Here is a 22,506-nt window from a genome sequence, read left to right as displayed (position 1 = left end):
GTGTCGGCCCGACCCCCTGTGTGGCCGACCGTGCTCATAGGGTTCTGGCCCCAGCGCGCCATTTCATCCTTGTGGGTGTGGTGCCGGCATGCCGCCACCACTCCCACAAGGAATTCATCCGTGCGCCTTTATGGAGCCTTGCTCAGCTAAAAGATGCCAACAATCAATACATAGCTGCGAAGGCTAAAGAGGATCTAAACAAGGCCCGCTCTAAATGATCAGCGCGACAACAGAAACGTCAGCGGCACTTCTATGCGCTCGCGCCAGGCGGCTTCGTTGTGGTCGGCTCCGAAGAAGCGCCGGGTTATCCAGTTGTCAGCGTCGTAACCTGTTTTCTTCATCAACGCATCCATGCGTTGTTGGTACGGTTCGTACTCCACATCGATTCCGGCGCTGCCGTAGTCGAAATACCAGCGATGTCGGCCCGGCGGCGGCAGTTTTTTCGCCAGATAATCGACGACGATGCCTTTGCCGACCGGCCAGTGCGTTGACACACAACCGGCGTTGCCGAATACGTCGGGGTACTCCGCCACGGCGTAGGCTGAGATCAAGCCGCCCATGCTGGAACCCATCACGGAAGTATCCTGCGGCCCGGCCAGCGTGCGATATCGCCCGTCGACGAACGGCTTAAGTTCCTTGACCAAGAAACTTAGATAGCGGTCAGAAGATAGGTCGCTGACCGGTATCGGCGCGCCATCCCCGCCCGGGTGGAGAGACGCACCGGTGATTGCCTTGGCGGGCATGTACTCCTGGAACCGCCGTGGCGTGTTCCATATACCAACAACGATGGCTTCGCGAATCTGACCGGTTTGGATGAGCCGGGTCATCGCTTCGTCCACGCCCCAGTCGATCTTGGTGTAGGACGTTGCCGGGTCGAATACGTTCTGGCCGTCGTGCATGTACAGCACCGGATAACGCTTGTCTGGGTTCTCGGCATAGCCAGGCGGCAGCCAGATGTCCACGTTACGCGGCGTGATCTGTTTTGACGGGAATGCTTCGAAGCGTTCGAGGTGGCCGGTGATTCCTTTTCCGGTGACGGGTACTGGTGAAGGCGGTGCAGCTGTAGCGACCAGCGGCGACAGCAGGCATATCACGAGCATCAGCATTCTGGTCATGGTTTAGGTCCAGATGTGAGATAACAATGTAGGAGCGACGTGAGTCGCGATGAAGCTTTATCCACACAGTTTCATCGCGACTCACGTCGCTCCTACACGAGCAAACAGCCGTTTCCTTCAGACAATCCTTGCATAGAAAACACCGCGTGCAGGCAGATGCACGCTGCGCTCGGCCAGCGCGCCTGAGCAAAGCCCGTGATCGTCCAACGCCTGCACCACCAGCCCATCGGGCAACGCCCATTCCGCCGCCTCCGCCGACAGATTGAATACCGCCAGCAGCGATTCGTCTTCCGCGTCGCGGCGAAGCGCCAACACGGGTTCCGGTGAATCGAAGAAAGCAATGCGTCCGTGCTGCAATGCAGGGTGGCGCTTGCGCCAAGCCAGAAAGCTGCGCACTACATTCAAGACGGAATGCGGATCCGATTCCTGCGCGGCGACGCTGATGGCACGGTGGGCGTCGGGAATCGGCAGCCAGGGCTGACCATCGCTAAAACCGGCGCTGGCTTCGCCGCTCCACGGCATTGGCGTGCGGCATCCATCGCGGCCCTTGAATTTCGGCCAGAACACTTTTCCGTAAGGATCCTGCAAGGCTTCGAACGGTACGTCTGCTTCCGGCAGGCCCAGTTCTTCGCCCTGGTACAGGCAGACCGACCCCCGCAGTGAACACACCAACGCCACCAGCTGCGATGCGAAATCGTGCGTGGTATCGCCGTTGCCCCAGCGTGTCACTGCGCGCTGCACATCGTGATTGGACACCGCCCAGCATGGCCAACCATGCGTCATGGCGGCTTCCAGTTTCTCCACCGTGCCGCGGATATATCCGGCGCTGAAGTCATCGGTCAGTAACTCGAAGCTGTAACCCATGTGCAGGCGTTGGTCGCCCACGTATTCGGCAGTGGTCGCCAGCGAGTCTTCCGATGAGATTTCACCCAATGCCGCGGCATCTGGATATTGATTCAATAGCTCGCGCAGGTCCTCCAGGAAACCCAGATTCTCCGGCTGCGTGTTGTTGTAGTAGTGATACTGATACGCGTAAGGATTGTCGGGGCTAAATCCACGACCCACTCGCATTTCCTTCGGCTTGGGAGGGTTGTCGCGCAGCTGCGCGTCGTGGAAGCAGAAATTGATGGCGTCCAGGCGCAGGCCGTCCACGCCCTTGTCCAACCAGAACTTCACGTTGTCCAATGTGGCTTGACGCACCGCGGGATTATGGAAGTTCAAATCAGGCTGCGAAGCCAGGAAGTTGTGCAGGTAATACTGCTCACGGCGCGGTTCCCAACGCCATGCCACACCGCCAAACAGCGACATCCAGTTATTCGGCGGCGTACCGTCTTCTTTCGGATCGGCCCAGACATACCAGTCGGCTTTGGCGTTATTGCGGCTCTCGCGGCTTTCCTTGAACCAGGAATGTTCTGCCGAGCAATGGCTCAACACCTGGTCGATCATCACCTTGATACCCAGCGAATGCGCCTTGGCCAGCAAGCGATCGAAATCATCCAGCGTGCCAAACAAAGGATCCACATCGCGGTAGTCGGCGATGTCGTAGCCGAAATCGGCCATCGGCGACTTGAAGAACGGCGATATCCAGATGGCGTCCACGCCAAGGCTGGCGATGTAGTCCAGCTTGCGCACGATGCCCGGCAGATCGCCGACGCCATCGCCATTGGTATCCAGGAAGCTGCGCGGGTAGACCTGGTAGATCACCGCACCACGCCACCAATTGGTTGTCGTCATCGCTCCCTCATACCCATGGATCGCGCGCCGACCTGGCACGCACAGCGGGCGCAACTATTCCACGCTTGGCGCTCGTGCGTGACGGCGGTGGGCCATGCTGCGCCATGAATACGTATGCATATCGCCCGACCGCCGCGATGCTTCCGCGTTGGCGTTTGCGGTCTTTGGTACGACTTCCGTTGCAAAGATCAACTACGACAAGGGTTTGGCGGCGGCGTCGGTTTCATCACGCCAAAATCCATCGACGGCCCGCGGCGGGATTATGTTTGCAGTGCAGCATGGAATCGGCCGAACTTCCCTGCAAGATGCCGACCACCGACGCCCATGCATGGGGCGGTGCGTCGTCTACCGCAACCAGGACTCACCCGAATGACCCAAAAGCCGCAACTGTCTTTCTGGCAGATTTGGAACATGTGCTTCGGCTTTCTGGGTATCCAGTTCGGATTCGCGCTGCAGAACGCCAATGTCAGCCGTATCTTCCAGACGTTGGGTGCGGAGATAGACGACATTCCGATGCTGTGGGTAGCGGCGCCGCTGACAGGCCTGATCGTGCAGCCCATCGTCGGTTATTTCTCCGACCGCACCTGGACGCGCCTCGGCCGCCGCCGGCCCTATTTCCTATACGGAGCGTTGCTGGCTTCGCTGGCATTGTTGTTCATGCCCAACTCGCCGGCACTATGGGTTGCGGCTGGCCTGTTGTGGATCCTCGACGCGTCCATAAACGTCTCGATGGAACCGTTCCGCGCCTTCGTCGGAGACCAACTGCCGCCTCAGCAACGTCCGGCAGGCTATGCGATGCAGAGCTTCTTCATCGGCGTGGGTTCGGTGATCGCCAGCATGCTGCCTTGGTTGTTGACTCAGGTCGGAGTGAGCAACACTGCCGAAGCCGGCGGCATACCCGACACCGTCAAGTACGCTTTCTATGCCGGCGGCGCGATTCTGTTCCTGGCGGTCGGCTGGACCGTACTGCGTACTCGCGAGTACCCGCCAGAAGTGCTGACATCGTTCGACGACGCCGGCACCGTAGATGAAACACACGCTGATCTCGACACCGCCCGCGCGCGTCGCGAGGGATTGCTGTGGCTGCTGGTGGGCGGCGCCGGCATCGCGTCGATCTTCTGGTTCGCGCTGGACAAACAACTATTCGTGCTGGCCGGCGGCCTGACAGCCTATGGAGTAATCCTGCTCCTGGTCAGCCTTACCCGCTCGCGCAACATGTTCAGCACCATCGCGGCCGATCTGCACGCCATGCCCGGCACCATGCGGCAGCTAGCGGTGGTGCAGTTCTTCTCCTGGTTCGCCTTGTTTGCGATGTGGATCTACACCACGTCGGCGGTTACCCAAGTCCATTATGGAAGCACGAACACCGCGTCGGCCGCCTATAACGAGGGTGCCAACTGGGTCGGTGTTCTGTTCGCCGCCTACAACGGTTTTGCCGCGCTGGCGGCCGTCTGCATTCCGTTGATGGTGCGGGCACTTGGCCTGCGCATCAGCCATATGATCAATGTATGGTTGGGCGCCGCCGGTTTGCTATCGTTTCTCATCATCCGTGACCCGCAATGGCTGCTGCTGTCGATGGTCGGCGTTGGATTTGCCTGGGCCTCGATCCTGTCACTGCCGTATGCGTTGCTATCCGATAGTGTTCCCGCGAGGAAAATGGGTATCTACATGGGCATATTCAATTTCTTCATCGTCATTCCCCAGCTTATCGCCGCCAGCATTCTGGGATTCCTGTTGAAGACATTCGCCGGGGGGCAGCCCATTTACGCCATGGTAATCGGCGGCGCCAGCCTGCTGATCGCTGGCTTGTGCGTGCTGCGTGTCAAAGAACCCCTTTCCGATCCGCAGGTGGCCTGATGCGCCTAATCATCTCCGCTCTCGCGCTGGCACTTTGCAATGTGCCTGCCTTTGCCGCGCCGCCGAAAACCGACACGTTCTACGGCACCCAAGAATCTTTCGCCAGCGAAGCGGTGTACTTCGTGCTGACGGACCGTTTCGTCAATGGCGACCCATCCAACGACCATCGCAACCAGGGCGGCGCTTATCCAACGTTCGATCAGCGCGTGCCCGGACCGGATGGCGAGACCGACAACATCGGCTATCTGGGCGGCGACTTCAAAGGCATCGTCGATAATGCGGACTATATCCGCGGCATGGGATTCAGCTCAGTCTGGATAACGCCCATCGTCGACCAGCCGGACGAACCCTTCACCGGCGGCAAGCCGGTCAGTTGGGGCAGTTTCTGGACCGACCAAGGCAAGACCGGTTATCACGGTTACTGGGGCGTCAATTTCTACAAGCTGGACGAACACCTGCCCAGCCCGGGATTGGATTTCGCCGGTTTCACCCAGGCCATGCGCAAGCAGAACCTGAAGATCGTGCTGGATATCGTGGGCAATCACGGCTCACCGTCCTACACCATGCCGAAGGATCAGCCGAAGTACGGCGAGATATACGACAGCAATGGAAAGCTGCTGGCCGACCATCAGAACCTGCCGCCAGGGAAACTGAACCCGGCGAAGAATCCCTTGCATCGTTTCTACAACACGAAGCCTGGCGTCGCCGAGCTTTCCGATTTCAACGAGAACAACCCGGCGGTGCTCGATTATCTGACCGGCGCCTATCTGCAATGGGTCGACCAAGGCGCTTACGCTTTCCGCATCGATACCATCGGCTGGATGCCGCACAGTTTCTGGAAAGCGTTCGCCGACCGCATACGCGAAAAGAAGCCGGACTTCTTCATGTTCGGCGAGAACTTCGAATACGACGCCGCGAAGATTGCCGGGCACACCTGGAAGCGCAATGGCAGCATCAGCGTGCTGGATTTCCCCTTGCGCGCCAAGTTGGTGGAAGTGTTCGAGAAACAGGACAGCGACTACGGGGCGCTGGCCGGGGCGCTGTATCTGGAAGATGGCCCTTACGCTAACCCGTACGAGCTGATGACGTTCTACGACAACCACGACATGCCGCGCATGGACGCGACTGATGATGGTTTCATCGACGCGCACAATTGGTTGTTCACCGCACGTGGCATACCGGTCATCTATTACGGTTCGGAAACCGGCTTCATGCGCGGTCGCGCCGAGCACGCCGGCAACCGCAACTACTTCGGCCAGGAAAACATCGACGCCGCTCCACGCAGTCCTATCTATCGCAATCTTCAACGCATCGCCAAACTGCGCCAAGCCTCACCGGCGTTGCAGCGAGGCTTGCAGCTCAACGTGCAGCTGAAGGGCGACGAAGCCGTGTTCTATCGCGTGTACCAAGAGAAAGGAAAGGCGCAAACCGCGCTGGTGCTGTTGAACAAGAGCGACCGGGCGCGGCGCATCACGGTGGACGAATACCTCCAAGCCGGCCCATGGCGCGATGGCTTCACCGGCAAGAAACAGCGCGTGAAAGATCGGTTGGCCGTGAGCGTACCGGCGCATGGCGTGCGCGTGTTTTTCCTGGATCAGCCGGTGACGCGGCAGGACATGCGTAAGCGCTTGGCCGAATTGATGGCGCGCAAGTCCCCCGATCCAGGGTGATTTCGAGAACCTGTAGGGGCGGCGTCCCGCTGCGAGCCCTTTGCTTCTATCGCAATCTGATGAAAAGAGCTCGCGGCGGGACGCCGCTCCTACAACGGCAATAGCTAGATCGCGCCGGAAGAGCGGCGCAACGCCAGCTTTACCGGAATGGTCTGGCTTTCCACCGGCTCGTCGTTGATCAGTTTCAACAGGCTTTCCACCAACATGATGCCCGCCAGCTTGGTGTCCTGCTGCACGGTGGACAGACTAGGATTGACGAAGCTCGCCATGGGAATGTCGTCGAAGCCGGCGACGGCGATATCGTCCGGTACGCGCAAGCCGCGTTCGTGCAGCGCCTTCATCGCGCCTATGGCAATCAGGTCGCTGGCGGCAAAAATCGCGTCGAATCGCACCTTCCGTCGCAATAACTCCATCGCCGCTTCATAGCCCGATTGCTCGGTAGTGACCGCATCCACCTGCAGCGACGGTTGCGCCATGGCGCCAGCGGCCTGCAGTGCGTGCGCATAACCGCGGTAGCGCTCGAAGAACTCCGGGTAGTGATTGGAGGCATCGCCCAGGAAGGCGACATCCCGCCTTCCTTGCTCGACCAGATGCGCGGTAATGTCCTGCCCGCCCTGGAAGTTATCGCAGCCCACCGAAATACCCGGCTGCCCCGGTAGCACTGCGCCCCAGCGGACGAAATGCGTGCCCTGCTGCACCAGTTGTTCCAGCCGCGACTGCGCCTGCAGGTAATCGCCATAACCTAGCAGGATGATGCCATCGGCCTTGTTGCTGTCTTCGTAGTCGGCCTGCCAGTTGGTGGATAACTGTTGGAATGAGATCAGCAGGTCGTAGCTTTGCAGCGCACAGGCACGGGTGATGGACCCCAGCATGGACAAGAAGAACGGATTGATCAGGGAATCATCCGGCGTCGGGTCCTCGAAGAACAGCAGCGCGATGGTGCCCGAATGCTGCCGGCGCAGATTGGAGGCGTTCTTGTCGACCTTGTAGTTCAGCTCGGCCGCGATCGCCTGGATGCGCTTGCGCGTCTCTTCGTTGACCATCGGACTGCCGCGCAAGGCGCGCGAAACAGTGGGCTGGGACACCCCGGCCAGGTGAGCGATGTCCAGCGAGGTGGCTTTACCCTTGATCGGTGCGGTCACGGACGGCTTCTGCAGCAAACGCTAGGACCGCGATGATGCCATGCCGGGCGGTCGGCTTCGACTGGTGGAGCCGGTAACCGGTTACCGGTTACCGCCGAAGAGTCTGTTCCTCTCCTTGTGGGAGCGACGCAAGTCGCGACCGGAGCTCGAAAAGCACTTTAGACACGGATCAACACGAATGGATACGGATAAAGATCGTTGGTTGTTTTATCGGTCTTTTCCGCGTTAATCCGTGTCTAAAGCTCCTGATTTCCGGTCGCGACTTACGTCGCTCCCACAAGGAAACATGCCTCTCACCCCACCTGCATAGCCCCATGCACGCGCACGCCTTCGGCGTCGGTGATGCTGACGGACACTTCGATGCCGTGGCGGACGCTTTCGGTGACCACGCAGAAGTTCTCGAACTGAGCCAGTATCCGCTCCAGCGAGGCGTGCGCGCTGGCGGCTTCGGCCAACTGGATATCGGCCTGGATATGGCTTACCCGGAAACGGCCTTGCTCGTTGCGGGTCAATTCGGCGGTGGCCGTGGTCACCAACTTGCCTGGCTGGTTCTTGAACTTCCGCAGTGCGAACAGCAGGCTGGCGGACAGGCAATTGGCAACCGCCACCGTCAGCATCCGGGTGGGATTCGGGCCGGCGCCCTCGCCTAGCGGTTCCGGCTCGTCGGTCAGCAGGTCCGGAATACTGGTTTCGTCGAAATGGATGCGGAACGAGTAGTCGCTTTCTTGTTCCAGGGTCAGGACGATCTTCTGGGTGTCGCTCATGTGCAAGGGGCTCTATGTGTTAGGAAGGAAGATGCTGGCGTGCCCACTGCACGATGCTCTGCACCGGCATTGCTCCGGACTGCCGGGCCAGTTCACGGCCGTGATGAAACAGCCCCAAGGTGGGAATGCTGCGGATTCCGAAACGCGTGGCTAAAGCGGGCTGCGCTTCGGTATCCACTTTCGCCAAATGCAGACGCGGTTCCAGCAGTTTCGCTGCTTGTTCGTAGGCGGGCGCCATCGTCCGGCACGGGCCGCACCAGGGCGCCCAGAAATCCACCAACAATGGGATATCAGACCGGGCGGCATGTGCGTCGAAATGGATAGCCTCCAGCGCAAACGGCTGGCCGGCGAACAATCGAGACTTGCAGCGCCCGCACACCGGGCCTTCGCCCAGGCGCGCGGCCGGCACCCGGTTGATGGCATGGCAATGCGGACAAGCGATCTGGAGCGATTCTGCGGCGGCGTTCATGTGGCTGCCTCCTACATCGGATGCGCGACAGCATGGCGCAAAAGGGCGGAGGAATCATCACCAGCGCAGTCGTAGAGCGGAGCTTGCTCCGCTGCGTTTCCCTATAGGCGGACCAAGAGCAGCGGACTAATCTCCGCCCTACGAGAGGCGCCGTCTATTCGCTATCGCCTGCCGTCGCGACGGCCCGATTGTTATCGGCGCCGCCCCTATTCTCGAGGCGCAGCTCCGCTCCACGAGAACACGGGCCGTCTACACAATACGTTCGCGCAGCGCTTCGTACTGCGCCGGAATAGGATCAGCATGAGCGGGCCGCTGCAGCAATGCCGTCAACGAGGGCGGCACTTCCACCGGTCTGCCGATCAGCGGTTCGACTACGCTTTCGAACTTGGCGGGGTGCGCGGTGGACGCCACCGCCCAATCGCCGCCTTCACCGCTCGCCCGCAGGTCTTCCAGCACCTTGATGGCCGTGGCCGTATGCGGACAGAACACCTCACCATGTTGCGCATACCGGCGCTGGATGGTTTCCCGAATGGCGGCGTCGTCGACGCTGGCGGAAACGAACGCGGCACGTAGCGCCGCATCATCGCCGCGGTACAGCCAGCGCAAGCGTTCGAAGTTGCTGGGCGCACCCACGTCCATCGCATTGGCGATGGTGGGGACACTGGATTGCGGCGCGTATTCGCCGCCGGAGAAATAATCCGGCAGCACCCGGTTGGCATTGGTCGCCAACATGATGCGGCCCAACGGCACGCCAAGCGAGCGCGCCAGAATGGCAGCCAACGCATTGCCCAGGTTGCCGGTGGGAATGACGAAGTTCAGCATCTCGCCAGTGGCCGTGTGGTGACGCAGCGCGGCGTCGGCGTAGTAGCTCATCTGCGGCAGCAAGCGGCCCAGGCTGATGCTGTTGGCGGAACTGAGCGGCGCTTCGGCCTGCAACGCCTGGTCGTTCAATGCCCGCTTGACCAGTGCCTGGCAATCATCGAACGAGCCAGCCACACGCAACGCCGTGACGTTGTCGCCAAAACAACCGAGCTGATGTGCCTGGCGCGGTGAAACTCGGCCATCCGGATACAGCACCACGACGCGAAGCCCCGGTTGCTGGTGAAATGCCGCGGCCACTGCCGCACCGGTGTCGCCCGAAGTCGCCACCAGAATGGTCAACGGCCGTGAGGCGTCCTTGCGCAGCCGCGTCAGGCATGCAGCCAGAAAGCGTGCACCGAAATCCTTGAACGCTGCAGTGGGACCATGGAACAGTTCCAGCACATGATCGCGAGGAGTGGCCAGCGGCTTCAGCGGCGCGGGAAAATCGAAGGCTTCGCGGCAGATGGTCGGCAATTCCGACGCCAAAGCGTCGTCTTCGAAGAAGGGGGCCAACAGATGCGTCGCGGTCTCCGCAAGATTGGCGCCGGCTTTCAGTTCCCGCGACGCAGGTAGCTCTGACGGAACGTAGAGTCCGCCATCGGGCGCCAGACCCGCGGCGATCGCCTGGCTGAGCGTGGCGGAAAGTGACGAATCGCGGGTGGAAATGAACTTCATGATGGTTCCGTCGTGTCCAATGAATTACCAGAATGTTTATCTCGTCATCCCAGCGGACGCTGGGATCCATTTTCGCTTTCGCTGCGGAGAGAAGAAGCCACGATCAAGAGCAGATGGATCCCAGCGTTCGCCGGGATGACGAGTACTACCGTTGAGGCGCGCGGAGAGCAGCCCGGGCAACGACTCTCCCAGGCGCAAAACAACGCTGCGTCTTCACACCTCACTCCACCGACAACACCTCCGCACCGGTGGCGTTGATCGGCGACACCCACGCCTGACTATCGAAGCCCGCGTCGCGAAAGGCGGCCTGTATACCCGCCACAGCCGCATCCGCCGCAGCGCGCGATTCGAACCAGGCGAATACGCTGGGACCGGCGCCGGAAATGCTGGCGCCCATCGCACCCGCGTCCAACGCCGCTTGCTTGGCCGAGGCAAACCCTACGATCAAAGACGAACGACGCGGTTCGACCAGCACGTCGCTCAGACCGGCGCGTACCAGTTCGGTATTACCGGTATAGCAACCCGATAGCACCAAGGCGAGATTCGCGCTTTGAGCGACGAATTCGCTCAAGCGATAATCGCCCTGCAGCGCGGCGCGCGCGCGGCGAGTTTCCAGAATCGCGTCCGGATGGACCAGAACGCTATGCCATGCATCGGGGACGTGAATCCGGAGCAGATGTTCGGCGGTAGCCAGCACCAGTCCGCCCAACAGCATCGGCCCCAGATTGTCGCCATGGCGCCCACCACTGGCGACGGCTTCGCCGATCAACGCGAAGGGATACAACGCGTGTCGCGGCAATGGTTCTTCCAGCAGCTCATTGGCTGCGACCAGTGCGGCCACGCAGGACGCCGCCGAGCCGCCCATGCCCGATCCCAACGGAATGCCTTTTTCGATCTCCAGCTCGAAACCAAAGGGCAAGCCCTGGGCTTCACGCATGGCGATCAAAGCGGCGCCGGCCGTATTCCCTGGCGCGTCCAAGGGCAGGTCCACGGTCGCGCCGCGAATCGCGGCGATGCGCACCGCGGGTTCGTTTTCGTCTGGAGCTTCAATGCGCCGCACCGACACCGTATCGCCGGCGCCCTCGATCGCATGTCCCAGAATGTCGAAGCCGACTCCCACATTGCCGACGGATGCCGGCGAAAAAGCCGTGGCCATCTGCTTCATGCGCGCGCCTCGGCACGAAAAGCGTTTGGACACGGATTAACAGGGACAAGAGCGGATAAGACCGGCGCAGGCAGAAGTAAAAGTTCGCGGCGGAGATGCCGCTCCCGTGGAATTTCAGTAAATTTTTTCGCTTTGTCTGCGGTTATCTGCGTTGATCCGTATCCGAAAGCCTTTCTCGATATCCTCACAGCTTGGCTCCCTGCCCCGCCGCCACTCTCAGCAAGTCGGCGAACACGCCGGCGGCGGTCACTTCGGGACCGGCGCCCGGTCCTTGCACGATCAACGGATTGTCGCAGTAGCGACGAGTGGTGAACTGCACGATGTTGTCGGTCAAACGCAGATGGGCGAAAGCGTGCGTGTCCGGCAGTTCCACCAAGCCGACGCTGGCGCGGCCGTCGCCGTCCAGGCGCGCAACGTAACGCAACACCTTGCCTGCCGCTCTTGCCGCCGCCAGTCTTTGCGCGAAAGCGGCGTCCACCTCCGGCAGGCGTGCCATGAACTCATCGACGCTTCCCTGGCGCAACGATTCCGGCACCAGGCTTTCTACCACAACATCGTCCAACGTCAGTTCGCGGCCGGCTTCGCGTGCCAGGATCACCAGCTTGCGGGCAACGTCGGTACCGGACAGATCGTCGCGCGGGTCTGGTTCCGTGTATCCCATTCCGCGCGCCTCGCCTACCAGCGCGGAGAATGGTGCGCTGCCGTCGAACTTGTTGAACAACCACGCCAACGTGCCAGAAAAAATACCTTCCACAGATAACACCGCGTCGCCGGTGTCTAGCAGATCGCGCAACGTGGAAATCACCGGCAATCCGGCGCCTACCGTGGCCTCGTAGCGGAAACGTGCGCCGCTCACCGCCGCCGCTTCGTGGATGGCGCGGAATCGCGGTACCGGGCCGGCACCCGCCTGTTTGTTCGGCGTCACCACATGGATGCCGGCCGCCAGCCATTCGGCGTAACGATCAGCAACCTGTGCGCTGGCGCTGCAATCCACGATGACGGCATGTGGCAGATGCGCTGACAACAGGTGCGCGGTGAAGCGGTCCAGGTCGGCCGCCAATCGGCTGCTGGTCAGGCGTTCGCGCCAGTCGCCGCCGATGCCGCGTTCGTCCAGCAGCATCTTGCTGCTGGAGGCGATCGCGCGCAGCCGCAGGTCGAGATTGGCCTTGCCCAACAGCTGCGGTTGTGCGGCGCGCAGTTGTTCGATCAGCGTGGCGCCGACATTGCCCGGACCGATCACACCGACCGAGAACGTCTGCGGCGACAACCAGAATCCCGCATGCGCCGCGCGCAACGCCTTGGTCGCATCGGCACTGTCGATCGCGACGGAAATATTGCGTTCGGAAGAACCCTGCGCGATGGCCAGGATATTGACCCGTGCGCGACCCAGCGATTCGAACAGGCGTGCGGCCACACCCGGCTGGCCGGCCATGCCATCGCCCACTGCCGCCAACACGCTGATGTTGTCGGTGCGTTGTATGCGTTGCACCTGACCGATGTTCAATTCGTGCGCGAAGGCATTGAGCAACGCCGCCTGCGCACGCGTCGCTTCGGCATGCCGAACAACGCAGCAGATCGAATGTTCGGACGAACCCTGCGAAATCATCACCACCGACACGCGCGCATCGCGCAGCGCGGCGAATACGCGCTCCGCGGTGCCGGGTACGCCAATCAGGCCGGTGCCTTCCAGATTCAGCACTGCCAGGTCCGGGCTGAGTGTCAGGCCCTTTACCGGACCGGCGACATCGCGTTCGGCGGTGATGCGAGTGCCGGGGTGCTCTGGGTGGAAGGTGTTGCGGATGATGATGGGCAAGCCGCGTTCGATGGCCGGCGCCATGGTTTGCGGATGCACGACCTTGGCTCCGAAATAAGCGAGTTCGCAGGCCTCGTCGTAGCTGAGCGCACTTAGCTGCACCGCCTCGGGCACCACGCGCGGATCAGCCGACAGTACGCCGTCCACGTCGGTCCAGATGTGCAGTTCGGCGGCGTCGAACAACGCCGCGAAGATAGCGCCCGAATAATCACTGCCATTGCGCCCCAGCGTGGTGATTCGATTGGCGCGGTCGCGCGCGACAAAGCCGGTCACCACGATGCGGCGCTGCTGGTGCTGTGCGCGCCAGTCGGCAAGCCGGCTGGCACTGATGGCCCAATCCACTTCCACACCCAGGTCGCTGCGGTCCACCACCAGCACGTCGCGCGCATCCAGCACCGCGCAATCATCGCCTTGTGCACGGAAGTAATCGCCCAGCAAGCGCGCCGAACAAACCTCGCCCAGTCCCTGCACGCGGTCCAGCACCTCTCGCGGCAACTCGCCGATGACCGCGAGCGCGCCGAGTATCTCGGACAGCTTGGCGAAGCGTTCGTCCAGCCATTCCAGCGTGGGGCCGGCATTTTCGTTCAACAGCGCCACGGCTGCGCCGCGGTGACGGGCGCGCAGTTCGTGCCAGCGGTCGCGCCATTCGTCCTGATTGCGCGAAGCGAGCTCCGAGAGATCGATCAAGGCATCGGTGACGCCCCTCATGGCCGAGACGACGGCGACCTGGATATCTTCGTCGCGCGCCCGCAGCAACTGCGCGACATGGCGGTAGCGCTCGGCATCGGCCACCGAAGTGCCACCGAACTTATGCACGACAGTGCGGAGCGGTAAGGGTTCTACGGCTTGTTGTTCTTGTGCGGCAACGCTGGACGGCATGGAACGGAACCTCTGTTGTGAGGCCCGGCGCGCATCAGGTTTGGGGTCGCCCCGCATCCTGATCCGGGTGCGGGGCCGTGGTTTGCGAAATTACGCGAACACAACCAACCGCACCCGACGAATCGTGGTGCTAATGATGGTAATGGTACCGAGGCCGCCGGCCGCGCCAACACGGTGCGCTGGCGGAAAAGCCAGGGCGGAACCGTTCGACGGGGAGAGGGCGGCGTTGTGCATACCCGTAGAGAAACCGAAGCCGAGGGGTGCTGTCAAGCGCTGCATCGCAACATCGGGATCGATCGCCGTCTGGAAGCGGTTCCACCGTGACCAGACGGCAGCCGATGGTGACCCCGGCGCGATTCGAACGCACGACCTGTCCCTTAGGAGGGGACCGCTCTATCCAGCTGAGCTACGGGGCCTTGGGGCGGGATTGTCTCATGAACGGCCAGCGCGCCGCAGCGGGCGCCTCTCCGGGCATTCGGCCGTGCTACCTTTGACGGGTGCCTGGCGTTGTTGGTTGTGCCGGGCCGCCGGGGGTTCTTGGGGGAATCGGGCTATGGGCCGCAGGATTGCGCGGCCTGACGAATATCCCGTCGCGGCGGCGTTGCGCAATACCGAACGTGTTTGCCAGGAGTTGTGTCGTATGTGTCCAAGCAAGGTTTCCGCCGGCGACGAGCGGGGATGGATCGTCCCGATTGGTGGGGCCGAAGAAAAAGAAAACAGCGCCAGGATCCTGGAACGCTTCGTCGGTCTATGCGGCGGTCCCGATGCGGACATCGTGGTGATCCCCACCGCCAGCCGATTGGCCGACACCGGACTGCGCTACGAGAATATTTTTGCGCGGTTGGGTGCGGGACGCGCCGAGTCGCTGGAGTTCGACAGTCGGGACGATGGCCAGCGCGAGGATTGGTTGCGCCGCATCGAGGAATGCAGCGGCATTTTCTTCACCGGCGGCAACCAGTTGCGCATTTCCACCATCCTGGGCGGCACCGACGCGGCGCGGATGATCCGCCAGCAGAACGCACGTGGAGTGACGGTCGGCGGCACCAGTGCCGGCGCCAGCATTCTCAGCGAGCACATGATCGCTTTCGGGGAAGAAGGCTCCTCGCCGAACGCCAGCAGCGTCCGCTTGGCCCCTGGCTTGGGCCTGACCAATCGCTTCGTGATCGACCAGCATTTCCGCCAACGCGACCGTTTGGGCCGTCTGGTTGCTGCACTGGCATACAACCCGTTCGCGATCGGCATCGGTTTGGACGAAGACACCGCCGCTTTCATCGGGCCCGACAACACGCTTGAAGTCGAAGGCAGCGGTGCGGTGACCGTGGTCGATGCCGGTGGTCTGCAGTTCTCTTCGATGGCGCAGGTTTCGGAAGACGAACCGGTTTGCCTGCTGGGCCTCATGGTGCACATCCTGACTGCGGGCGCTACCTTCAACCTGCATACCCGGCAGGCTTCGGCAGGCAGCTTGGATCGGCCTCGTTCGGTGTAGGGTGCGTTGTTGATTTGTTTTGGGGCGGCGTCGATATCGATGCTGCGGACATTGACCCAACGCAGCGTGCGCTGTGCCGCGGCCTGGTCCAGGCGAGTTGGGATTCATCCGAACTATGAGCGTTTTTCTTTGGTTCCGGTGTTTCATTGAAGCGGGTCGTTTTTTGAAACGGTTTCGCTCATTGCTGCTGCCGCGGATGCATGGCTATGGCGGGTCGAGACCCGCCCTACGACGTTTCAACGATCGAGTCGATCGACACTTCCCAGTAGCTGGCCTGGGCAACCCCGGACGCGGCTGATAAGCGGTCAATCACCAGGCCGCTAACGCTTTTGCTGTTACGTTACTCCCCAGGCACCACCCGCCGGCACCGTCGGGCCGACCAAAACAATCTCAAGGTAAAGCATGCGCATTCTCGAACGCTCTGTTTTCGTCGGCCCTTCCCAATACGCCCATTTCCCCGTCATCCGGCTGGAACTGGACCTGCAGGCGCTGGAAGACTGGCCCACCGCGCGGCTGGGCGCGATCTTCGTCGATGGGCTGGTCGAGGCACTGCCCGGCTTGGCCGAACACGGTTGTTCCTATCGCGAACCCGGTGGGTTTATCCGCCGCATGCGCGAAGGTGAAGGCACCTGGCTGGGCCATGTACTGGAACACGTTGCCATCGAACTCCAGAACGTCGCTGGCGAGAACGTCACTTTCGGCAAGACCCGCAGCATCAGCGACGATCGCCCCGGTGTGTACAGCGTGGTGTACGAATACGCCCAACGCGAAGAAGGCATCGCCGCGGGCGATCTTGCCATCAAGCTGCTGTGCTCGCTGTTGCCCAAGGAATTGCAGCCCAAGAACAGCGTGCCTGACGACTGGAACTGGGACACTGCGCGCGACGATTTCATCCGCTACGCACAGCGCCGCGCACTGGGCCCGTCCACCGCTTCGCTGGTGCGCGCCGCTGAAGAACGCGGCATTCCGTGGTTCCGGCTCAACGAACAATCGCTGATCCAGTTCGGCCACGGCAAGTATCAGCAGCGCATCCAGGCCACCGTTACCGGCAAGACCCCGCATATCGCGGTTGAACTGGCCAGCGACAAGGAAGAAACCAACAAGATTCTCGGTTCGCTGGGCCTGCCGGTTCCGCGCCAGGAACTGGTCACCGACGCCACCGGCGCGTTGCGTGCGGCCAAGCGACTGGGCGGATCGGTAGTAACCAAACCCTACAACGGCAATCACGGCCGCGGCATCACCATCGACATTTCCAGCGATGATGAAATTCGCGAAGGCTTCGCTGCGGCCCGCGAGCATTCACGCTCGGTCATCGTGGAAACCTACATTGCCGGCGACGATCACCGGCTGCTGGTGGTCAATGGCGAACTGATCGCCGCCACTCGCCGCACTCCCGGCCATGTGGTGGGCGACGGCGTACATGACATTGCCGACTTGGTCGACATCGTCAATGCCGATCCCCGGCGTGGCGTGGGACACGAAAAAGTGCTGACCCGACTGGAGTTGGATGCACAGGCGGACTTGATGCTGGAACGCGTGGGCTACAACCATTTCTCCGTGCCAAAAGCGGGCGAAGTGGTCTACCTGCGTTCGACGGCCAATCTGTCCACCGGCGGCACCGCCACCGACGTCACCGACGTCATCCACCCCGACAACCGCGACATGGCCGTGCGGGCGGTGCGCGCTATCGGATTGGACGTGGGCGGTGTGGATTTCATTTCGCCCAATATCGCCGAAAGCTACAAACTGGCCGGCGGCGCGATCTGTGAAGTCAACGCCGCGCCCGGCTTCCGCATGCACGTGGCGCCCAGCGAAGGTACTCCGCGGGATGCCGCCGGGCCGGTGATCGATATGCTTTTCCCGCCGGGCACGCCGTCGCGGGTGCCGATCGCCGCCATCACTGGCACCAACGGCAAGACCACCACCGCTCGCATGTTGGCGCATATCACCAAGATGGCCGGCTATACGCCGGGATTGACCACCACCGAAGGCGTCTACATCGACGGCCAGCGAACGGTGGAAGGTGACATGACGGGTCCGGTATCGGCGCGGATGGTGTTGTCGGATCCGCAGATCGATATCGCCGTGCTGGAAACCGCACGCGGCGGCCTGCTGCGCGCCGGCATGGGTGTGCCGGAAGTGAACGTGGGCGCGGTGCTGAACGTGCAAGCCGACCATCTCGGCCTGAAAGGCATCGACACGTTGGAGCAATTGGCCGAGATCAAACGCATCGTGGTGGAAGTGGCAAGCGACTGCGCGGTATTGAACGCCGACGACGCGAACGTACTGAAGATGTCGGCATACACCGACGCCAAGACCATCTGCTACGTCACCATGAATCCTTCACACGCGCTGGTGCGCGAACATATCCGCGCCGGTGGCCGCGCCTGTGCGCTGGAGGCAGGCATCAACGGCCACATGATCACGCTGTACGACAAGGGCAGCCACATTCCGCTGATGTGGACGCACCTGATCCCCGCGACGATGGAAGGCCGCGCCCTGCACAACGTGCAGAACGCGATGGTCGCCGCTTCGATGGCGTTTTCGCTGGGCATCAAGCTGGATGCGATCAGCCAGGCCTTGCGCACCTTCGATACGACGTTCTTCCAGGCACCGGGACGGATGAATGTGTTCAACGAACACCCGTTCAAGGTGCTGATGGATTACGCGCACAACGCGCATGCGGTCAGCGTCATGGCTGACCTGGCTCAGCGATTGGACGTGACCGGCCGCCGTATCGTGGTGGTCGCTGGTCCCGGCGATCGCCGGGACGACGACTTGCGCGCGATCGCCGCGGCGATTGCGGGCAGATTCGATCACTACGTGGTTCGCCGCGATGACTCCTTGCGCGGCCGCGATGGCGACGAAGTGCCGCGTATCATCGCCAAGGCATTGCAAGCCAATGGCGTGCCGGACGACGCCATCACCATTATTCCCGATGAACAGCAGGCGGTGGACGCCGCACTGCGACTGGCCCAACCCGGCGACCTGCTGCTGATTTTCGCCGATGCACTGACACGCACCTGGAAGCAGATCACCAAGTTCCAGCCAGCCGGCGACGCACCGCGGCCGGCTGCCCGCATCGAAATTCCATTGCCGCTGGCTGCTCCGGAGGAAGCCGCCTTCGCAAACCTGGAAGGCGTGGTGCGCGACGAACGCGGACTGGTGTTCGAACGCGAGCAGAACGACTGAACGATGTCTCCGGAACCTTTTGAAGATTCGCGCCGATTGACCGGCTGCAACGTCTATTTCGCCGCCACCGGCGCGGCATTGGAAGCGGTTCGTGGATCGAAGCCGGACGACACGGCGCTCGAGCGTTGGCGTGCCAATATCGCCACGGCACGCGAAGCGCTTGGCTGGCCACAGGGCGACATCGTTATTCACCGCCACCGCACCGGCGCTTCTCTCGTCTTCGCCGCACCCATGGATCAGTTGTACACCGCCACCGAAGTCAACGAATGGGCTTGGTGGTCGGCGTTACTGAATCTTCAGTCCACTGTTTCCTTCTCCCCCCGGGAGAAGGTGCCTGGAGGGCGGATGAGGGAGGGAGCCCAAATCTCTAGCGCAACCTTTCGGAAGAAACTGCCTTTCGACTCGGAAACAAAAGACTTCATGGGGAGAAGGGAGCAAGAGCCGAAGCTCTACCATGCCCCCGGTCACGCTGCGGTTTGGGACGCTGACTCTGCCATCCACACCTTGCGCTTAGCCGCCAAAGCCGAAGCCCGCCCTGAACTGATTGCCCTGCAAGAACAGGCCGACGCGCATGGGTTGCCGCTGCTGGCCGACGATGACGAAGTCACGATCGGTGAGGGCACCGGCAGCCGCACTTGGTTTGCGGAGGGCCTGCCCTCGCCCGTCGTGGTGCCATGGGCGCATTTGCACACGATTCCTACGGCGCTGGTCACTGGCTCCAATGGCAAAACCACAACCGTGCGTCTATTGGCCGCCATGGCCAAAGCACACGGTTGGCGCACCGCCTACAGCTGCACGGATGGCGTTTTCTTCGATGGCAAGGCGCTGGAAACCGGGGATTTTTCCGGCCCCACCGGCACGCGCACTGCGCTGCGCCAGGACGGGGCGGAAGCGGCCATTCTGGAAACCGCACGCGGGGGCATGCTGCGGCGTGGGCTGGCGCTGTGCCATGCCAATGTCGCGGTCGTCACCAATATCGCTGCCGATCATTTTGGCGAATACGGCGTGCACGATCTCGATGACCTGGCGCGGGTCAAGTTGACGGTAGCGCGCGCGATCCGCCAAGACGGACAGCTGGTGCTGAACGCCGATGACTCGACGCTGGTGGCGCATGCGCCAGCGCTTACGGTTCCGCTGGCGTGGTTCGCATCGGACTTCGACCATCCTCTGCTGCAACAACACCGCGAACAAGGCGGTGCGACGTGCGGCGTGCGCGACGGCCGATTGCTGCTGTATGTCGACGGCGTCAGCAACGATCTGGGCACAGTGGCGTCCATGCCGCTTACCGTGCGGGGACGAGCGTCCTACAACATCGCCAATCTCGCCGGCGCCGCCCTGACCGCAAGCACGCTGGGCATTCCCCCGGTCACCATCGCCAACATCGCGGCGCATTTCGGCGGCGAGCGCGGCGACAACCCGGGGCGCCTGCAACGGTGGTGTTTCGGCGATATGCAGGTGTATGTCGACTATGCGCATAACCCCGATGGCTTGCGTGGTTTGCTGGAGGTCGCGCTATTGGAACGCGGCACAGCCCAGCGTTTCGCCCTGCTGTTGGGACAGGCCGGCAACCGCGAAGACGACGATATCCACCAGCTGGTTGCCACGGCCATGGCGTTCCATCCCAGCCATGTCGTGCTGAAGGACATCGGCGAAGGCTACCTGCGCGGACGGGCGCCGGGCGAGATCGCTGCGCTGATGCGTGGGGCTCTGGTTTCGCTTGGCATGCCGGAATCGGCCATCGTGACCTGCCTGGACGAAGCCGAAGCGGCTCGCCAGGCGCTGGCCTGGGCCCGGGGAGACGACGTGGTGGTGCTGCCACTGCATGAACCGACCGCCCGGACGCAAGCGGTGACGCTGCTGGACCGCATGGAAGCGGAGGGTTGGCGGGCGGGCATGGAGGTTCCGCCGCTTCCTGCTGCGGATGCCTAGTTGCTTGAGCTGGGACTAGAAGATTCAAGGCAAAAGCAAATCCCCCTCGATTCCCCTTTAAAAAGGGGGAGGCAAAAGCCAGCTTTCCGCTTCTCAATTTCCGCTTCGCGAATCCCGGCTCCTGCCAGCGGCTCTGCTAAAATTCCGGTTCCTCTGGCGCGCCCCCGCGTCCCTTCGCCGGGATTTCCGCGCTGAACCCGATTCCCTGGAGCTCTACATGCCCGCAAACATCCTCAAGGCGCTCGGCCTTGACCAGCGTAATTCCGGCACCTATCTCGGCAGCGGCGAATGGTCCGCTACCACCAATGCCGGTCTGCTGCAGTCGATCAATCCTGCCACCAACGAGGTGATTGCCGAGGTATATGCCACCAGCCAGGCGGACTACGAGACCGTGGTTGCGCGCGCGCAGGAAGCCTTCAAGGTCTGGCGCACCACGCCGGCGCCCCGTCGCGGCGAAGCCATACGCCTGTGCGGCGACGCGCTGCGCAAGCACAAGGATGCGCTGGGTTCGCTGGTCGCGTTGGAAATGGGCAAGAGCAAGCCCGAAGGCGACGGCGAAGTGCAGGAGATGATCGACATCGCCGATTTCGCCGTGGGCCAGAGCCGCATGCTGTACGGCTACACCATGCATTCCGAGCGGCCTGGCCACCGCATGTACGAGCAGTACCACCCGCTGGGCCTGGTCGGCATTATCAGCGCGTTCAACTTCCCGGTCGCGGTGTGGGCATGGAACTCCTTCCTGGCCGGCGTCTGCGGCGATATCTGCCTGTGGAAACCGTCCAACAAGACGCCGCTGACCGCCATTGCCTCGATGAAGGTCTGTAACGACGCATTGAAGGCCGGCGGCTTTCCGGACATCTTTTTCCTGATCAACGATGCCGGCGTCGAGTTGGCGCAACAGTTCGTCGACGACAAGCGCATTCCGCTGATCAGCTTCACCGGTTCCACCCAGGTCGGCCGCACCGTCGGCGAGCGGGTTGCGCGTCGCATGGGCCGCAGCCTGCTGGAGCTGGGTGGCAACAACGCCATCATCCTGGACGAAAGCGCCGACCTGAAACTGGCGATCCCCGGCATCGTGTTCGGCGCAGTCGGCACCGCCGGCCAGCGTTGCACCACCACGCGCCGTTTGATCGTGCACGAGTCGATCTACGACACCGTGCTCTCCACGCTGGTCAAGGCATACAAGCAGGTGGAAGGCAAGATCGGCGACCCCACGGACCCGGCGAACCTGATGGGCCCGTTGAACAGCCAGGGCGCCGTGCAGCAGTTCCTGGCCTCGATCGAGAAAGCCAAGGCGAGCGGCGGCAAGGTCGAAACCGGCGGTACCGCCATCGATCGCCCAGGCAACTTCGTATTGCCGACGATCATTACCGGCCTGAAGAATTCCGATGAAGTGGTGCAGCACGAAACCTTCGCTCCCATCCTGTATGTGATGAAGTACAAGACGCTGGACGAAGCCATCGATATGCAGAACGCAGTGCCGCAGGGCCTGTCTTCGTCCATCTTCACGCAGAACCTCAGGGCGGCCGAGCAGTTCCTGTCCGCTGCGGGTTCGGACTGCGGCATCGCCAACGTCAACATCGGTACCAGCGGCGCGGAGATCGGCGGTGCGTTCGGTGGCGAAAAGGAAACCGGCGGCGGTCGCGAATCCGGATCGGATGCGTGGAAGGTCTATATGCGCCGGCAGACGAACACCATCAACTACTCCGATTCGCTGCCACTGGCGCAGGGCATCAAGTTCGATCTCTGATCTTT

15 protein-coding genes and 1 tRNA gene are annotated in these 22,506 nt (G+C 62.1%); 7 read left to right on the top strand and 9 right to left on the bottom strand.

Annotation, left to right across the window (positions count from 1 at the left end):
• Positions 1-218 (top strand): hypothetical protein (locus tag AADW18_RS00230; RefSeq protein WP_337341340.1); only part of this gene is annotated, 218 nt, incomplete at its 5' end.
• On the opposite strand, the gene AADW18_RS00225 is transcribed toward AADW18_RS00230, so the two are convergent.
• Positions 219-1,115 (bottom strand): alpha/beta hydrolase-fold protein, encoded by an 897-nt coding sequence (locus AADW18_RS00225; protein ID WP_337341339.1) that lies wholly within the window; start codon positions 1,113-1,115, stop codon positions 219-221. It lies immediately after the preceding gene.
• 117 nt (positions 1,116-1,232) lie between these two features.
• Positions 1,233-2,849 carry an alpha-glucosidase gene (locus tag AADW18_RS00220; RefSeq protein ID WP_337341338.1) on the bottom strand — a complete coding sequence of 539 codons (1,617 nt, stop codon included), beginning with the start codon at positions 2,847-2,849 and terminating at the stop codon, positions 1,233-1,235.
• Between the two features lie 369 nt (positions 2,850-3,218).
• Between AADW18_RS00220 and AADW18_RS00215 the strand changes: the two genes are divergently transcribed.
• On the top strand, positions 3,219-4,706 hold the full coding sequence (locus AADW18_RS00215) for an MFS transporter (protein ID WP_337341337.1): 1,488 nt from the start codon (positions 3,219-3,221) through the stop codon (positions 4,704-4,706).
• Positions 4,706-6,376 carry an alpha-amylase family glycosyl hydrolase gene (locus AADW18_RS00210; protein ID WP_337341336.1) on the top strand — a complete coding sequence of 557 codons (1,671 nt, stop codon included), beginning with the start codon at positions 4,706-4,708 and terminating at the stop codon, positions 6,374-6,376. The genes AADW18_RS00215 and AADW18_RS00210 overlap by 1 nt, the downstream gene beginning before the upstream one ends.
• Positions 6,377-6,480: 104 nt before the next feature.
• Here AADW18_RS00210 and AADW18_RS00205 read toward each other — a convergent pair whose 3' ends face one another.
• The 7 genes from AADW18_RS00205 to AADW18_RS00175 all read right to left on the bottom strand — a co-directional run bounded on the left by AADW18_RS00205 (position 6,481) and on the right by AADW18_RS00175 (position 14,560).
• Positions 6,481-7,518 carry a LacI family DNA-binding transcriptional regulator gene (locus AADW18_RS00205; protein ID WP_337341335.1) on the bottom strand — a complete coding sequence of 346 codons (1,038 nt, stop codon included), beginning with the start codon at positions 7,516-7,518 and terminating at the stop codon, positions 6,481-6,483.
• 293 nt (positions 7,519-7,811) lie between these two features.
• Positions 7,812-8,282 (bottom strand): OsmC family protein, encoded by a 471-nt coding sequence (locus AADW18_RS00200; RefSeq protein WP_337341334.1) that lies wholly within the window; start codon positions 8,280-8,282, stop codon positions 7,812-7,814.
• A gap of 19 nt (positions 8,283-8,301) precedes the next feature.
• Positions 8,302-8,751 carry a thioredoxin TrxC gene (gene trxC, locus AADW18_RS00195; RefSeq protein WP_337341333.1) on the bottom strand — a complete coding sequence of 150 codons (450 nt, stop codon included), beginning with the start codon at positions 8,749-8,751 and terminating at the stop codon, positions 8,302-8,304.
• 249 nt (positions 8,752-9,000) lie between these two features.
• Positions 9,001-10,287, bottom strand: coding sequence for a threonine synthase (thrC, locus tag AADW18_RS00190; RefSeq protein WP_337341332.1), 1,287 nt, complete (start codon positions 10,285-10,287; stop codon positions 9,001-9,003).
• A gap of 220 nt (positions 10,288-10,507) precedes the next feature.
• Entirely contained in the window at positions 10,508-11,452 is a 945-nt protein-coding gene (locus tag AADW18_RS00185; protein WP_337341331.1) for a homoserine kinase, read from the bottom strand.
• A gap of 184 nt (positions 11,453-11,636) precedes the next feature.
• On the bottom strand, positions 11,637-14,144 hold the full coding sequence (thrA, locus tag AADW18_RS00180) for a bifunctional aspartate kinase/homoserine dehydrogenase I (protein WP_337341330.1): 2,508 nt from the start codon (positions 14,142-14,144) through the stop codon (positions 11,637-11,639).
• 339 nt (positions 14,145-14,483) lie between these two features.
• A tRNA-Arg gene (locus tag AADW18_RS00175) sits at positions 14,484-14,560 on the bottom strand.
• A gap of 137 nt (positions 14,561-14,697) precedes the next feature.
• Between AADW18_RS00175 and AADW18_RS00170 the strand changes: the two genes are divergently transcribed.
• The 4 genes from AADW18_RS00170 (at position 14,698) to AADW18_RS00155 (ending at position 22,501) form a co-directional block, all read left to right on the top strand.
• The gene (locus AADW18_RS00170; RefSeq protein WP_337341329.1) at positions 14,698-15,630 is read left to right on the top strand and encodes a cyanophycinase; all 933 of its coding nucleotides are present in this window, start codon (positions 14,698-14,700) and stop codon (positions 15,628-15,630) included.
• A gap of 402 nt (positions 15,631-16,032) precedes the next feature.
• Complete coding sequence (gene cphA / locus AADW18_RS00165) at positions 16,033-18,822, top strand: cyanophycin synthetase (RefSeq protein ID WP_337341328.1); 2,790 nt, start codon at positions 16,033-16,035, stop codon at positions 18,820-18,822.
• A gap of 3 nt (positions 18,823-18,825) precedes the next feature.
• A complete protein-coding gene (locus AADW18_RS00160) occupies positions 18,826-20,751 on the top strand; it encodes a Mur ligase family protein (RefSeq protein ID WP_337341327.1) in 1,926 nt (641 codons plus the stop codon).
• A 217-nt stretch (positions 20,752-20,968) separates the two neighbouring features.
• Entirely contained in the window at positions 20,969-22,501 is a 1,533-nt protein-coding gene (locus AADW18_RS00155) for an aldehyde dehydrogenase family protein (protein WP_337341326.1), read from the top strand.
• The last annotated feature ends 5 nt before the right edge of the window (positions 22,502-22,506 follow it).

Origin of the sequence: Pseudoxanthomonas sp. CCNWLY206-1 (assembly GCF_039710385.1) — a bacterium.
In the GTDB taxonomy this organism is placed as follows: domain Bacteria; phylum Pseudomonadota; class Gammaproteobacteria; order Xanthomonadales; family Xanthomonadaceae; genus Pseudoxanthomonas_A.
The sequence above is the reverse complement of the archived record's forward strand: the minus strand, read 5'-3'. Positions and strand labels throughout refer to the sequence as shown.